Origin of the sequence: Pseudomonas sivasensis (assembly GCF_013778505.1) — a bacterium.
In the GTDB taxonomy this organism is placed as follows: Bacteria; Pseudomonadota; Gammaproteobacteria; order Pseudomonadales; family Pseudomonadaceae; genus Aquipseudomonas; species Aquipseudomonas sivasensis.
The window spans coordinates 1-14329 of sequence record NZ_JAAOWU010000014.1 but is presented as its reverse complement, the minus strand read 5'-3'; the positions used below and the strand labels follow the sequence as shown (position 1 = coordinate 14329).

The window sequence follows — 14329 nt, the reverse complement described above, 5'->3', positions numbered from 1 at the left end:
TTCCTTTGAGCGTGTGTTAGGCCGCACCGGCGTAGGGCCGGCGCAGCTGGGTTGTACGATTATAGAGTGCTGAACAGCGGAAAAATCCCCATCAGCAATGCGGCGAACATTATGCACAGGCACACCAGCACTGCCCACTTCAGGGTGAAGCGCTGATGATCGCCAAATTCGATACCGGCCAGGGCGACCAGCAAGTAGGTCGACGGTACCAGCGGGCTGAGCAAGTGCACCGGTTGGCCAACGATGGAGGCGCGGGCCATTTCCACTGCGGTGATGCCGTAGTGGCTGGCGGCTTCGGCCAGTACTGGCAGTACGCCGTAGTAGAACGCATCGTTGGACATGAAGAAGGTGAACGGCATGCTCACCAGTGCGGTGATAACGGCCAGGTACGGGCCCAAGGCGTCAGGGATGACCGCCAGCAGGCTCTTGGACATGGCATCGACCATGCCGGTGCCCGACAGGATGCCGGTAAAAATACCCGCGGCGAAGATCAGCCCTACCACCGCCAGTACGCTGCCAGCATGGGCGGCGACGCGGTCTTTCTGCTGTTGCAGGCACGGGTAGTTCACGATCATCGCGATACTGAACGCCACCATGAACAGCACCGGCAGCGGCAACAGGCCGGCGATCAGTGTGCACATCAGGGCCAGGGTCAGTGCGCCGTTGAACCAGATCAGCTTCGGACGGCGGGCGTCTGGAAATTGCGACACGCTGATTTCGCTATGGTCGATCTCGTCGCCCTGCAGGTGCAGTTCGCCCAGGCGAGCACGTTCGCGCTTACCGTACATATAGGCGATCGCGAGGATAGCGACGACGCCGGCGGCCATGGCCGGAATCATCGGTACGAAAATATCCGAAGGGTCCACATGCAGCGCACTGGCGGCGCGGGCGGTCGGGCCACCCCAAGGGGTCATGTTCATCACGCCACCGGCGAGAATGATCAAGCCGGCCATGATCCGCGGGCTCATGCCGATGCGCTTGTACAGCGGCAGCATGGCGGCCACGCAGATCATGTAGGTGGTGGCGCCGTCACCGTCCAGGGACACCACCAGGGCCAGTACGGCGGTGCCGACTGAAACCTTCAGCGGGTCGCCTTTGACCATCTTGAGGATCTTGCGCACGGCCGGGTCGAATAGGCCGGAGTCGATCATCAAGGCGAAGTAGAGGATGGCGAACATCAGCATCACGCCGGTTGGCGCGAGCTTGGTGATGCCTTCGAGCATCATCGGGCCGATCTTCGGTGCGAAACCGCCGAACAGCGCGAACAGGATTGGCACGATGATCAGGGCGATCAGCGCAGACAGGCGCTTGGTCATGATCAGGAACATGAACGTGATGACCATGGCAAAGCCAAGGAAAGTCAGCATAGGAATACTCCAGGCGTAGCGCGGCTAGGGAATGGCGAACCGGGATGGGTCAGCGCAGAACGAAAGGCACGAGGCGTACGGGGGGAGTTGGGGCGAACAGGCGGGTACGGACGGACATCGGGAATCACCATTGTTGTTGTAAACAGCCGGTCTTTTGCCGGCAGTGGGGGCGATCCTAGACGTGAAAGCTTTCAGCCAGCTTTCGCTGGCTAAACAGGTGATATGGAAAAGACGCACGGTCTTCAAGGGGGCACAGGTGAAAATGTGGGAGGGGGCTTGCTCCCGATAGCAGAGTGTCAGTCACGGCATGTGCAAGCTGACCCACCGCCATCGGGAGCAAGCCCCCTCCCACATTTGATATGTGTTTATTTCGGCTGCTTCAGGGCAGCTCAAGGCCGCCCGCTGCTTTGTGCAGTTTGCGCAGGTGCTCGCCCACCTGCTTGAGGTTGGCTTCGCATGCGGCGATTTCTGCGGCGCGAGCAGGGTCCAGCAGCGCCCTCACCTCTTTATCCAGCTCGCCGGTCAGCGATTGCAGCTGTTTCTGGCGTTCGGCGCTTTCCGATTCCAGGCGTTTGGCTTCCGACGGTTGTGGCAGGCCGTAGCCGCCGCTGCCGAGCAATTCTGCTGGCCTGCTGAGGAACCCACTGTTGGCGAGGATCTGTTGCAGCGTGGCGTTGGCTTTTTCCATGCCGCCGTTTTTCAGCTCGCGGGCACCGAGATAGCGCTGTTTGACCTCATCCTGCGCCAGCATCAGCTGCTTGCGAAAGCTTGCTTGTTCCAGCAGCAACAACGCGGCGCTGGTGCGCAGATCGGCCTGGTCGAACCATGGGCGCCGTTGCGCTGCGCTGAGCGATAGCCAATCTTCAACCTGGGTCTGTTTGATCGGCAGGTGTTTGCGCAGCACATCGAACATCGCCTGATAACGCTCGCGGAACGAGTCAAAGTGATAGCCCAGGCGCAGGGCTTCACGTTTGTCATTCAGCACGCTGGTATCGGCCAGGCCGCGGGCTTGTAGCACTTCAAGCAGGCCGTTGGGGGTGATGTTGTCCAGGCCGGTGAGTTGCGGGTTGGCGCTGCCGCTGCGTAACAGCTTCAGGCTTTCGACCGCACAGTTATTGGACAGGAAGAAGTAGTTGCCGTCGTAGCTCCAGTGCATCTCTGCAGCGTGTTCGACGGTGTCGTTGATCTCTTGTCGTGACAGTCTCAACGGCACGGAAGCCAGGCCGCGCAGCTCGGTCTTGGTGTATTCGTCGATCACCTGGGCCAACGGAAGCACAAACAGGCGTGACGGGTACTTGCCCACCAGGCCATCCCAACTCGACAGTTGTACGTCACCGACGAACGCGCGGTAGGACAAGACCAGATGCTGGTCCAGGTCCAGCCGGCAATCTGGTCCGCGGGGACGGCCCGGTGCGCAGATCACCAGGCGCAACATGCTGTGGCCCCAGCGGCTGACCAGGTTCTGGTTGGCTTCGGCCAGCAGATAGTCAATTTCATAGACCCGCTCCGGGTCCACGTGGCCCAACGGCGTCTTTGCAAAGTCGTTGCCCGCATTGAGGAACGGGTAGGCCTTGGCGCAGGCATCCTGTTCAGGCGGTGCCCAGCCGAAGTGTTGCTGGTAATAGCGGAACAGTGCGGGGCGTCGGCAGGCGTAGCTTGGATCGAGGAGGAAGTACTCCATGTTGACCGCGACGAACTCCAGCGGGCTGCTGGTTTCGTAGATGTCTGGGCTGCGCACGATTTGGCGGTTGTGCTGCTCGCGCTCACCGCGCCGGCCGACATACTGCGGCCAGCCGGCGAGGTCCAGCAGCCGCGGGTCATCGCTGAGGGTGAAACGGCGTTCATTCTGGCCACGGCATTGATCGGGCAGGCCGATCAGGCCGGTGATGCTGTTCTGGCGGCTGCAGCGCTGGATCAGCGCGCGCTCGTCCTTGGACCACAGGCGCGCACGGTCATAGATATGGGTCAATTCATGCAGCACGGTGGCGAGCATTTCCCGGCGCACGGTGCCGTGGGGGCGATTGGTTTTCTGGGTGGCGGCGCTGCCATCGGTCAGGGGAGCGAGCAGATTGCGGTTGAGGTCCAGTTCGGACACCAACGAGGCCTGACCATAGGCATTTTCGGGCATCTTGTCGGTCCAGCCGACATCAATGCGTCGGTCCAACTGCTCGATAAAGCGCGGCGGCAGTGAGCGCATCGCTTCATCGAGCAATGCCTGGCTGGCCTGCTGTTCGGCCGGGCTCAAGCCTTCTGTCTTGAGCCGCAGTTGCAGGCTGGCCTGGGCTGCGCTGGCACACAGCAGCACAGTCCCGGCCAGGAGCCAGGCAGCGAGGCGCCTCACAGAGCGAGGATGGCTTCGGCGAGGGTCTGGTCGCTGGCGTCGCGGGCTTCCGGCAGGCGGGTGCGCAGGGTATCGAAGGCGGCTTCCAACTGTGCGCCTCGGATTTCGCCATTGGTGGCGACGAAACTGGCGGCGTCATCGTGAGCTTCGCGCACGACTTTGGAGTCGCGGATGGAGGTGGTGGTGTCCGAGGTGAAATCAATGGTGCGGCCGGAGGCGCGGACAATGATGTTACTGGTGGCCACCAGGGTATGCGCCTGGGCAACGTCGGCCAACAACAGCAGGCCAAGGGTGGCGGCGATCAACGGGCTACGCATGGAAGAACTCCGAATACAAAGATGGAAACACAAAGATGATTATTGGACGAGAATTGCCTGCGCCAGTTCAAGGTCGCTTGCATGAAGTTTTGGTTGGTTCCGGCGCAGGTAATCCAGTGCCGATTCCAGCCGCGCTCCACGCCATTGGCCGTCAGTGGCGATGAACGCGGCGGCGTCATCCTGAGCGGCCACTACTACTTTGCGGTCGAACGGTGCGGAGGTCACCTTGCTGGTGGCATACGCGCTCGCAACGGTGCTCTGGATGGTCAGGTCAAAGGCCGAAGCCAGTGGCGACCAGCCAGCGAAAAACACGACAGGGACAATTAACAGGCGGTATGAAAAAGCCATGGGACTCGACAACTGAAAACGAGCGCCAAGGCTAGCGCAATGCCCCGGCGAGAGCCAGCGCCGAGGCATTCAAGAGCAACTGGCGCTCGCTCATTTCAGGTGCGATCAGATAGCCAGGATGGCTTGAGCCAGCTGTGCGTCAGTCGCGGTATTCAGTTGTGGTGCTTGTTGGCGGATCTGGGCCAAGGCGCTTTCCAGCTTCACACCACGAATGGCTCCTTCGCTGGCGACAAAGCTTGCAGCGTCGTCTCGGGCGGCACGCACGACTTTGTTATCGCGAAGGGACGAAGTTGCATCGGAGGTGGCGTCTGAAGTGGCCTTCAATGCGCCGACGATGGAGTCGGTGGTCACTATAAAGCTGGAGGCATTGGCGTTTGTAGCCAGGACCAACAGGGCGGCGGCGCTGAGCAGGCGAAGACGGGACATGGGGTGACTCCTATAAATGAGCAATAAAGGTGGCGCAGAGACTCGCCGAATGTTGATTGGATATTAGGCCGCGGCTTATCAGTTCGGATAGGTTTTGTGCAGTTCTGAAAACTGTACCTATTATATTATTGATTGATGAAACTGTACCTGTTCCTCTAAATGCATGACTGGAAACGCACGCGCCTAAAACAACAAAGCCCGCCTCCGGTCTCCCGGGGCGGGCTTTGTTTTGACAAATCAGTGCTGGCAGTGGACCCGGTGGGTCAGGGCCAGCGAGCGCTAATTAGCGCCAGAACGGCTTGCTCAGCTCTTCGTAGCGTTGAGCTTCGCTGATACCGGCGTCAGCCAGCAGACGCGAATCCAGACGAGCCAGTTGGTGGCGGCTGGAGATGCGGCGCTGCCACAACATCAGGTTGGCCAGAACGCGCAAAGGCATGGAAGCCTGGGTGTTTACAGCTTTTTCTTCGAAGAACAGTTCGGAACTGAGTGTACGTTCCATGATGACATCCTTCCGCTTATGGCGGCATTAGGTAGTGGTTTAACTGATGCCAATGATCCTCCTCCGGCGCAAGACTCTCTAGATACAGTTCACCTGTATTGTGAGGGGCCAGTTAACTGTTTATAGGTGCTGTACGGTACGAAAATGGGGCAACTGTACTTGTCTGCACTTTAATGGTGCGAAATTGGTAGTTATGGGGATATGCGTAAGATTTTTCTGTCGGAAAAGACCAGTACAGCAGTACAGTTTTATTAAGAAGTGACGATCAGGAAGCCGAGCTGATGAAGGTGTGTTTGCATCAGCCCGGATCTGTATCAATCAAGCCTTGAGCATATGCCCGGTTTCTTCCAGGTTAATGTGCCAACTCAGTGCTTCGCGCAGGATGTGTGGGGTGTGTCCGCCGATGGCGCAGGCCGCATTGAAGTAATTGTTCAGCGCATCGCGGTACGCCGGGTGCACACAGTTGTCGATGATCACCCGTGCGCGCTCCCGTGGCGCCAGGCCGCGCAGGTCAGCGAGGCCGACTTCGGTGACAAGGATGTCGACATCATGCTCGGTATGGTCCACATGACTGACCATCGGCACCACGCTGGAAATCGCGCCACCCTTGGCAATTGACTTGGTTACGAAGATCGCCAAGTGCGCGTTACGCGCGAAATCGCCTGAGCCACCAATGCCGTTCATCATCCGCGTGCCGCAGACGTGGGTGGAGTTGACGTTGCCGTAGATGTCGAACTCCAGCGCCGTGTTGATGCCGATAATGCCCAGGCGACGGACCACTTCGGGGTGGTTGGAGATTTCCTGCGGACGCAGCACCAGCTTGTCCTTGTAGTGTTCCAGATTGCCGAACACATCGGCGTTGCGCCGTTCCGACAGCGTGATCGAGCTGCCCGACGCGAAGCTCAGCTTGCCGGCGTCGATCAGGTCGAAAGTCGAGTCCTGCAGCACTTCGGAATACATCGTCAGGTCTTCGAACGGCGAATCGATCAATCCGCACATCACCGCGTTGGCGATGTTTCCGATACCCGCCTGCAGGGGGCCGAGCTTGTTGGTCATGCGACCGGCATCCACTTCCTGTTTGAGGAAGTGAATCAAGTGATTGGCGATCCCTTGGGTGTCACTGTCAGGAGGTGTAACAGTAGAAGCTGAGTCCGCCTGGTTGGTGATGACAATGGCGACAATCTTTTCCGGCGGGATGGGAATCGCGGTGCTGCCGATGCGGTCATCGACCTTTACCAGCGGGATCGGCGTGCGAGTCGGGCGGTAGGTTGGGATATAGATGTCGTGCAACCCTTCGAGATTCGGGTTGTGTGCCAGGTTGATCTCGATGATCACCTGCTTGGCGAAAATCGCGAAGCTGGCCGAGTTACCCACAGAGGTGGTGGGCACGATATGCCCTTGTTCGGTGATCGCCACGGCCTCGATCACAGCAATGTCTGGCAGCTTGAGCTGGTTGTTGCGCAGTTGCTCGACGGTTTCCGACAGATGCTGGTCGATAAACATGACTTCGCCGGCATTGATTGCCTTGCGCAGCGTGCTATCGACTTGAAACGGCATGCGTCGTGACAGCACGCCAGCTTCGGTCAGTTGCTTGTCCAGGTCATTACCCAGGCTGGCACCGGTCATTAGGGTGATTTTCAGCGGGGACGTCTTGGCGCGTTCGGCCAGGGCGTGGGGGACGGCCTTGGCTTCACCGGCTCGGGTGAAGCCACTCATGCCGACGGTCATGCCGTCCTCGATCAGTGCGGCGGCGTCTGCCGCGCTCATGACCTTGTTCAACAACGAAGGCAAGCGGATACGATCACGGTACATGAATTGTTATCTCAGGCTACGGAAGCAAGGTGGGCAGTGTAGTGATTTCAAAAAGTTTCGGCCCGCTACCATGGTCGAATGCCGAGTAGTGTTTTAGAGCCTTTGGTCGGGTTTCATGCGGTAATAAAAAACCCCAGCCTATCGCAGGCCGGGGTTTTGAGTATTGCGCTGAAGCAGTGTTACTCGACGGCTTTGACCATGTCTTCGATGACCTTCTTCGCGTCACCGAAGACCATCATGGTCTTGTCCAAGTAGAACAACTCGTTATCCAAACCGGCATAACCGCTGGCCATCGAGCGCTTGTTGACGATGATGGTTTTGGCCTTGAAGGCTTCCAGAATCGGCATCCCTGCAATTGGCGAGTTCGGATCGTTCTTCGCGGCCGGGTTGACCACGTCGTTTGCGCCCAGCACCAGGACTACGTCGGCCTGGCCGAATTCCGAGTTGATGTCTTCCATTTCGAACACTTGGTCGTAAGGCACTTCCGCCTCGGCCAGCAGGACGTTCATATGCCCAGGCATGCGGCCTGCCACCGGGTGGATCGCGTACTTCACGGTCACGCCGCGGTGAGTCAGCTTCTCGGTCAGTTCCTTCAGCGCGTGTTGCGCACGTGCCACCGCTAAGCCGTAGCCTGGAACGATGATCACGGTGTCGGCGTTGGTCAGCAGGAAGGTTGCGTCGTCGGCCGAGCCGGACTTCACCGGGCGCGCTTCTTTCGAGCCTGCCGCAGCACCGGCATCCGGCGCATTGCCGAAACCGCCGAGCAGTACATTAAAGAAGGAACGGTTCATCGCCTTGCACATGATGTACGACAGGATCGCGCCGCTGGAGCCCACCAGGGAGCCGGCGATGATCAGCATCGAGTTGTTCAGCGAGAAACCGATACCCGCCGCTGCCCAGCCGGAGTAGCTGTTGAGCATCGACACGACGACCGGCATGTCGGCGCCGCCGATTGGGATGATGATCAGCACGCCCAGCACGAAGGCCAGGGCCAGCATCAGCGCGAAGGCGGTGAGGTTGCCAGTGAACATAAAGGCCAGGCCCAGGCCGAGGGTCAGCAGGCCCAGCACCAGGTTCAGTTTGTGCTGACCGCCGAACTGTACCGGTGCGCCCTGAAACAGGCGGAACTTGTACTTGCCCGACAGTTTGCCGAAGGCGATCACCGAACCCGAGAAGGTGATTGCACCGATAGCAGCGCCGAGGAACAGTTCCAGGCGGTTACCGGCAGGGATTGAATCGCCCAGGTGCTTAACGATGCCCAACGATTGCGGCTCAACCACTGCTGCGATAGCGATAAACACCGCAGCCAGGCCGATCATGCTGTGCATGAAGGCAACCAGCTCCGGCATCTTGGTCATCTCTACGCGCTTGGCCATGATCGAGCCTGCGGTACCACCGACCAACAGGCCGACGATTACGTAGCCGATACCGGCGGTGGCGAGCTCAGCGCCCAGCTTATAGATGAGGCCCACAGTGGTGAGCACCGCCAGCGCCATGCCAAGCATTCCGAACAGGTTGCCGCGTCGCGATGTGGTCGGGTGCGACAGGCCCTTAAGGGCCTGGATAAAGCAGATCGACGCGATCAGGTAGAGCGTCGTTACCAGATTCATGCTCATTACTTCTGCACCTCTTCTTTCACAGCTTTGGGCGCTTTCTTCTTGAACATCTCAAGCATCCTACGAGTCACCAGGAAGCCGCCGAACACATTGACTGCCGCCAAAGCGACCGCCAGCGTGCCCATGGTCTTGCCCAATGGTGTCACTGTGAGGGCGGCGGCCAGCATGGCGCCGACGATCACAATCGCGGAAATGGCGTTGGTCACCGCCATCAATGGCGTGTGCAGCGCGGGGGTAACGTTCCAGACCACGTGGTAACCGACATAAATCGCCAGCACAAAGATGATCAGGTTGTAGATACCGGGGGAGATAAGCTCTTCCATCGTCTGAATCCCTGCTTAGGCGTTTTTGCGGATGACTTGGCCGTCGCGGCACATCAGGCACGCGGCGACTATGTCGTCTTCGAGGTTGAGTTCAAACTGCCCTTCCTTGTTGAAGACCAGCTTCAGGAAGTCCAGCAGGTTGCGCGCGTACAAGGCTGACGCGTCGGCGGCGACAGCACCGGCGAGATTGGTCGGGCCACAGATGATCACGCCGTTTTCCACGACGGTTTCGTCAGCCACGGTGAGCGGGCAGTTGCCACCTTGGGCGGCGGCGAGGTCGATGACCACCGAGCCAGGCTTCATCTGCGCGACGGTCTCGGCGCTGAGCAGTGTGGGTGCTTTACGCCCGGGAATCAGTGCGGTGGTGATGACGATATCGGCTTGCTTGGCGCGCTCGTGCACGGCCAGGGCCTGGCGCTGCATCCAACTGGTTGGCATCGGGCGTGCGTAACCACCGACGCCGACGGCGCATTCGCGTTCTTCGTCAGTCTCGTAGGGCACGTCGACGAACTTGGCGCCGAGGGATTCAATTTGCTCTTTGACGGCGGGGCGCACGTCAGACGCTTCGATCACTGCGCCCAGGCGTTTCGCCGTGGCAATCGCCTGCAGACCAGCAACACCGGCGCCGAGGATCAGCACGCGCGCGGCTTTGACGGTGCCGGCGGCGGTCATCAGCATCGGCATGAAGCGCGGATAGTGATGAGCAGCCAGCAGTACGGCTTTATAGCCCGCGATGTTGGCCTGAGACGACAACACGTCGAGGCTCTGTGCCCGCGAAGTGCGTGGCGCGGCTTCAAGAGCGAAAGCGGTGATGCCCTTCTCCGCCAGCTTGGCAATGGTTTCGTTGCTGAACGGATTGAGCATGCCCACCAAAACGGTGCCGCTTTTGATCAGCGTAAGTTCGCTGTCGCTGGGCGCTACCACCTTGAGGATCAGCTCGGCGCCGAACGCATCGTTGGCACTGCCAATGGTTGCGCCTGCCGTTTCATAGGCACTGTCGACGACACTGGCTTTCAGGCCAGCCCCGCTTTGTACAGTGACCTTATGGCCCTGGCCGATCAGCTTCTTGATGGTTTCCGGGGTGGCAGCCACCCGCGTTTCACCGGTCTGGGTTTCGAGAGGAACACCAATGTGCACGTCAAATCTCCTGCATGATCTTTTTGCTTTTGATCTTTTTGTAAAAAGGCCAGTGCACCGCGAGTGGCGCAACTGGGGCGGCCGATCAGCACGATCCCGCTGAAATGACAGCGGGGCGCGGCATTTTGCAGGCGAACTTTACGGCCTTCAAGGGATTATGACGGGTGACGAAAAATTAACTACAAGTCACCCTGTGACTGATTGTCGCAACATGCTGAAATAACCTCTTTAAATACAGGTAATTAAAGGGCCCTAGGTGTTTTTTTGGTGTTTGCCCATGATTGATGTGAATAGTCGGGCATTGGCCTGTTGGAGTCGCTGCAAGCCACTAAAATCATGGTGTTAAGCCCTATTTTTGATGGATAGATACAGTCTGTGAAAATGCGACATATACGTATATCTGTAGGATCAAAAATTAACTGACTACAAAGTCAGCATGAGGGCTTTGGCCTTTAATTGCTGGGGCTATAGCGCTGGGATTGGTCAATGAGCCAGTCCCGAAACGCCTGCAATGAGGCTGATTCGACTTTCCTGTCAGGAATCATCAGGTAATAAGCCTTGGTGCTTGTTAGCGCGTCAGGGTTGGCGATCACCAGTTGATGCTCGTCCAGTTCTCGCTGGATCAGGAACGGTGGGATCAGCGCAATGCCCATGTCGTGCATGGCTGCTTGGGACAGCATCGAGAATAGCTCGTAACGCGGGCCTGTCATGTCGCGCGGGACGTTCAACTGCTGAGCGTTGAACCATTGGCGCCAGGCGTACGGACGGGTGGTCTGCTGAAGCAATGGCAGTTCCCCGATCTCCTGTGGCGTGAAACGGTTGCGGTCACCCAAAAGGCGCGGGCTGCACACGGGGACGGGATTTTCTCCCAGCAGCCGGTGGGACTCGGTGCCGGACCAATCAGCGTCGCCGAAGTAGATCGCCGCGTCGAAGTCGGTATCGGCGAACAGAAAGGGGCGTGTGCGGTTGGTCAGATTTACAGTCACCTCTGGGTGCTGCCGTTGAAAGTCCTTGAGGCGAGGGATCAACCATTGGGTACCAAAGGTGGGTACTACGGCCAACTCGATAGTGTTGGCGCCCTGCTGGCCCATGACTGACAGGGTGTCGCGTTCCACGGCATCCAGCTGAGTTGCCACTCTGCGGCTGTAGGACAGACCTGCTTCCGTCAGCTTTACCCCACGCCGTGATCGCCGAAATAGCTCGACACTCAAAAACTCCTCTAGGCTGGCTATCTGCCGACAAATGGCACCCTGGGTAATGGAGAGCTCGTGCGCAGCCTTGGTAAAGCTCTCGTGGCGTGCGGCCGCTTCAAAACTGACGAGGGCGGTTGTGCTTGGTATTTTTCTGCGCATGTACGTTGTACTCACATATAAAGCGCGCTTGCGCAGTTTCTGAGTGTTACGGAGTGAGAAATTAGCACAAGGCTATGCGGAAACCTCGTTTGCTCTCCCCGCTCGCTCGGCCTAGGCTCCCCCCACGACATCTGATTTCTTTGCGAGGACTTATTCATGGCTGGCAAGGCAAGCTTTAACTGGATCGATCCGCTACTGCTGGATCAACAGCTCACCGAAGAAGAGCGCATGGTGCGTGACAGTGCTGAGCAATTTGCCCAGGACAAGCTGGCGCCCCGTGTTCTCGAAGCCTTCCGCCATGAAAAAACAGATCCGGCGATTTTCCGTGAAATGGGTGAAACCGGCTTGCTGGGGGCGATGATTCCTGAGCAGTACGGTGGCAGTGGCTTGAACTATGTCAGTTACGGGTTGATTGCGCGTGAAGTTGAGCGCGTCGACTCCGGTTACCGTTCCATGATGAGTGTTCAGTCGTCATTGGTAATGGTGCCTATCAATGAGTTCGGCACCGAAGCGCAAAAGCAGAAGTACTTGCCCAAGCTGGCCTCCGGCGAATGGATTGGCTGTTTTGGTTTGACCGAGCCTAACCACGGCTCTGATCCAGGCGCGATGATTACGCGTGCGCGCAAAGTGGACGGCGGCTACAGCCTTACGGGCGCCAAGATGTGGATCACCAATAGCCCGATTGCAGACGTGTTTGTAGTGTGGGGTAAGGATGACGCCGGTGATATCCGTGGTTTTGTCTTGGAGAAAGGCTGGAAGGGCCTGAGTGCGCCAGCGATTCACGGCAAGGTCGGCCTTCGCGCCTCTATTACTGGTGAGATCGTGATGGACAACGTGTTTGTGCCGGAAGAGAACATTTTCCCGGATGTGCGTGGCTTGAAAGGTCCTTTCACCTGCCTTAACTCGGCGCGCTATGGCATCTCCTGGGGGGCGTTGGGGGCTGCCGAGTTCTGCTGGCACACCGCTCGCCAATACACGCTTGATCGTCAGCAGTTCGGTCGTCCATTGGCGGCTACCCAACTGATCCAAAAGAAACTGGCGGATATGCAGACCGAGATCACTCTGGCGCTGCAAGGTTGCTTGCGTCTGGGGCGTATGAAGGATGAGGGAACGGCTGCGGTTGAGATTACGTCGATCATGAAGCGCAACTCGTGCGGCAAGTCTTTGGATATCGCTCGTATGGCGCGGGACATGTTGGGTGGCAATGGGATTTCCGACGAGTTCGGGGTGGCGCGTCATTTGGTGAATCTTGAAGTGGTTAACACCTATGAGGGCACACATGACGTTCACGCCTTGATTCTGGGGCGCGCGCAAACCGGTCTTCAGGCGTTCTATTAATAGGAGAGCGGTATGGGCGCGCTTTCGCATCTGCGGGTACTGGATTTGTCGCGAGTGTTGGCGGGCCCTTGGTCCGGACAGATTCTTGCGGATCTTGGGGCTGAGGTGATCAAGGTCGAGCGTCCCGGTAACGGTGACGATACGCGTGCTTGGGGCCCGCCCTTCCTTAAGGATGCTTATGGCGAGAACACCAGTGAGGCGGCGTACTACCTATCCGCTAATCGTAATAAAGAGTCGGTGACTATCGATTTTACGCAACCGGAGGGTCAGCAATTGGTGCGGGACCTGGCGGCCAAGTCCGACATCCTGATCGAGAACTTCAAGGTCGGTGGCCTGGCGGCATATGGGCTGGACTATGAGTCACTCAAGGCCGTTAATCCGGAGTTGATCTATTGCTCCATCACTGGGTTTGGCCAGACCGGACCGTATGCCGGCCGTGCGGGCTACGACTTCATGATCCAGGGGCTGGGCGGGCTGATGAGTCTGACCGGTCGACCGGAGGGTGATGAGGGTGCGGGGCCGGTGAAGGTTGGGGTGGCGTTAACTGACATCCTTACTGGGCTCTACTCGACGGTGGCGATTCTTGCTGCGCTGGCGCATCGCGATCACGACGGTGGTGGTCAGCATATCGATATGGCATTGCTTGATGTGCAGGTGGCGTGTCTGGCTAATCAGGCGATGAATTACCTAACGACAGGGGTGTCCCCAAAGCGTCTGGGTAACGCTCATCCGAATATCGTGCCTTATCAGGACTTCCCTACAGCCGATGGTGATTTCATTCTGACGGTGGGAAATGACAGCCAGTTTCGCAAGTTCGCCGAAGTGGCTGGTCAGCCGCAGTGGGCGGATGATCCGCGCTTCTCTACTAATAAGGTACGAGTGGCTAACCGTGCAGAGCTGATTCCGTTGATTCGCCAGGCTACTGTCTTCAAAACGACGGCTGAGTGGGTGTCGCGGCTGGAGCGGGTGGGTGTGCCTTGTGGGCCGATCAATGATTTGGCGCAGGTGTTTGCTGATCCGCAGGTCAAGGCGCGTGGGTTGGCTATGCAGCTACCACATGCGCTGGCGGGGATGGTGCCTCAGGTTGCCAGCCCCATTCGGTTGTCCAAGACGCCTGTGGAGTACCGCAGTGCGCCTCCGCTGTTGGGTGAGCATACAGCTCAGGTACTACAGCGTGTGCTCGGGTTGGGGGCTGCGAATGTGGCTGCTTTAAGGGGGGCAGGTGTCATCTAGATGTTCTGTTCTATATATAATGCGCTCGGTTGACCATTTTTTAATCAATCATAGCCAATTGATAGGTATAGCAAATTAAAAGGTTGACGTGAGATTCTGGGAGCCTATAATTCGCCCCACTTCCGGCGCAGTCGAAACGGAAAACTCCTTGGTAAACAATGAGTTGCGCAGTTTTCGGCAGTAAGTTGCTTCAGTTCATCGAAGCCAAAAGGAAGTTGAA

13 protein-coding genes are annotated in these 14329 nt (G+C 58.2%); 2 read left to right on the top strand and 11 right to left on the bottom strand.

Features of this window, described 5'->3' with window-relative positions:
* Positions 1–59 precede the first annotated feature (59 nt).
* From G9Q84_RS20835 to G9Q84_RS20785, 11 genes are all read right to left on the bottom strand, one after another.
* Positions 60–1367, bottom strand: coding sequence for a CitMHS family transporter (locus G9Q84_RS20835; protein ID WP_032885023.1), 1308 nt, complete (start codon positions 1365–1367; stop codon positions 60–62).
* 379 nt (positions 1368–1746) lie between these two features.
* The gene (locus G9Q84_RS20830; RefSeq protein ID WP_095185310.1) at positions 1747–3708 is read right to left on the bottom strand and encodes a DUF7844 domain-containing protein; all 1962 of its coding nucleotides are present in this window, start codon (positions 3706–3708) and stop codon (positions 1747–1749) included.
* On the bottom strand, positions 3705–4025 hold the full coding sequence (locus tag G9Q84_RS20825) for a DUF2388 domain-containing protein (protein ID WP_027608008.1): 321 nt from the start codon (positions 4023–4025) through the stop codon (positions 3705–3707). The genes G9Q84_RS20830 and G9Q84_RS20825 overlap by 4 nt, the downstream gene beginning before the upstream one ends.
* A gap of 39 nt (positions 4026–4064) precedes the next feature.
* Positions 4065–4373: a DUF2388 domain-containing protein gene (locus tag G9Q84_RS20820; RefSeq protein WP_032885019.1), complete on the bottom strand. Its 309-nt coding sequence runs from the start codon at positions 4371–4373 to the stop codon at positions 4065–4067.
* Positions 4374–4478: 105 nt separating this feature from the next.
* Positions 4479–4799 carry a DUF2388 domain-containing protein gene (locus G9Q84_RS20815; RefSeq protein ID WP_181644024.1) on the bottom strand — a complete coding sequence of 107 codons (321 nt, stop codon included), beginning with the start codon at positions 4797–4799 and terminating at the stop codon, positions 4479–4481.
* Between the two features lie 283 nt (positions 4800–5082).
* Positions 5083–5298 (bottom strand): DUF1127 domain-containing protein, encoded by a 216-nt coding sequence (locus tag G9Q84_RS20810; RefSeq protein WP_032885015.1) that lies wholly within the window; start codon positions 5296–5298, stop codon positions 5083–5085.
* Between the two features lie 318 nt (positions 5299–5616).
* Positions 5617–7110 carry an acetyl-CoA hydrolase/transferase family protein gene (locus G9Q84_RS20805; protein WP_099601843.1) on the bottom strand — a complete coding sequence of 498 codons (1494 nt, stop codon included), beginning with the start codon at positions 7108–7110 and terminating at the stop codon, positions 5617–5619.
* A 179-nt stretch (positions 7111–7289) separates the two neighbouring features.
* On the bottom strand, positions 7290–8726 hold the full coding sequence (locus tag G9Q84_RS20800) for an NAD(P)(+) transhydrogenase (Re/Si-specific) subunit beta (protein WP_095185312.1): 1437 nt from the start codon (positions 8724–8726) through the stop codon (positions 7290–7292).
* On the bottom strand, positions 8726–9049 hold the full coding sequence (locus tag G9Q84_RS20795; RefSeq protein WP_005783507.1) for an NAD(P) transhydrogenase subunit alpha part 2: 324 nt from the start codon (positions 9047–9049) through the stop codon (positions 8726–8728). The genes G9Q84_RS20800 and G9Q84_RS20795 overlap by 1 nt, the downstream gene beginning before the upstream one ends.
* Positions 9050–9064: 15 nt before the next feature.
* Positions 9065–10186 carry a Re/Si-specific NAD(P)(+) transhydrogenase subunit alpha gene (locus tag G9Q84_RS20790; protein ID WP_032885012.1) on the bottom strand — a complete coding sequence of 374 codons (1122 nt, stop codon included), beginning with the start codon at positions 10184–10186 and terminating at the stop codon, positions 9065–9067.
* Positions 10187–10638: 452 nt separating this feature from the next.
* On the bottom strand, positions 10639–11538 hold the full coding sequence (locus G9Q84_RS20785; RefSeq protein WP_181644023.1) for a LysR family transcriptional regulator: 900 nt from the start codon (positions 11536–11538) through the stop codon (positions 10639–10641).
* A gap of 156 nt (positions 11539–11694) precedes the next feature.
* On the opposite strand from G9Q84_RS20785, the gene G9Q84_RS20780 reads away from it, so the two are divergent.
* Both G9Q84_RS20780 and G9Q84_RS20775 read left to right on the top strand, forming a co-directional pair.
* Positions 11695–12876 (top strand): acyl-CoA dehydrogenase, encoded by a 1182-nt coding sequence (locus G9Q84_RS20780; RefSeq protein WP_003187423.1) that lies wholly within the window; start codon positions 11695–11697, stop codon positions 12874–12876.
* A gap of 12 nt (positions 12877–12888) precedes the next feature.
* On the top strand, positions 12889–14109 hold the full coding sequence (locus G9Q84_RS20775; RefSeq protein WP_032885010.1) for a CaiB/BaiF CoA transferase family protein: 1221 nt from the start codon (positions 12889–12891) through the stop codon (positions 14107–14109).
* The last annotated feature ends 220 nt before the right edge of the window (positions 14110–14329 follow it).

Coding starts and splice junctions, on each gene's coding strand:
- G9Q84_RS20835 (WP_032885023.1), bottom strand. CDS start 1,367: ATGCTGACTTTCCTTGGCTTTGCCATGGTCATCACGTTCATGTTCCTG.
- G9Q84_RS20780 (WP_003187423.1), top strand. CDS start 11,695: ATGGCTGGCAAGGCAAGCTTTAACTGGATCGATCCGCTACTGCTGGAT.
- G9Q84_RS20815 (WP_181644024.1), bottom strand. CDS start 4,799: ATGTCCCGTCTTCGCCTGCTCAGCGCCGCCGCCCTGTTGGTCCTGGCT.
- G9Q84_RS20775 (WP_032885010.1), top strand. CDS start 12,889: ATGGGCGCGCTTTCGCATCTGCGGGTACTGGATTTGTCGCGAGTGTTG.
- G9Q84_RS20805 (WP_099601843.1), bottom strand. CDS start 7,110: ATGTACCGTGATCGTATCCGCTTGCCTTCGTTGTTGAACAAGGTCATG.
- G9Q84_RS20795 (WP_005783507.1), bottom strand. CDS start 9,049: ATGGAAGAGCTTATCTCCCCCGGTATCTACAACCTGATCATCTTTGTG.
- G9Q84_RS20825 (WP_027608008.1), bottom strand. CDS start 4,025: ATGCGTAGCCCGTTGATCGCCGCCACCCTTGGCCTGCTGTTGTTGGCC.
- G9Q84_RS20820 (WP_032885019.1), bottom strand. CDS start 4,373: ATGGCTTTTTCATACCGCCTGTTAATTGTCCCTGTCGTGTTTTTCGCT.
- G9Q84_RS20785 (WP_181644023.1), bottom strand. CDS start 11,538: ATGCGCAGAAAAATACCAAGCACAACCGCCCTCGTCAGTTTTGAAGCG.
- G9Q84_RS20800 (WP_095185312.1), bottom strand. CDS start 8,726: ATGAGCATGAATCTGGTAACGACGCTCTACCTGATCGCGTCGATCTGC.
- G9Q84_RS20810 (WP_032885015.1), bottom strand. CDS start 5,298: ATGGAACGTACACTCAGTTCCGAACTGTTCTTCGAAGAAAAAGCTGTA.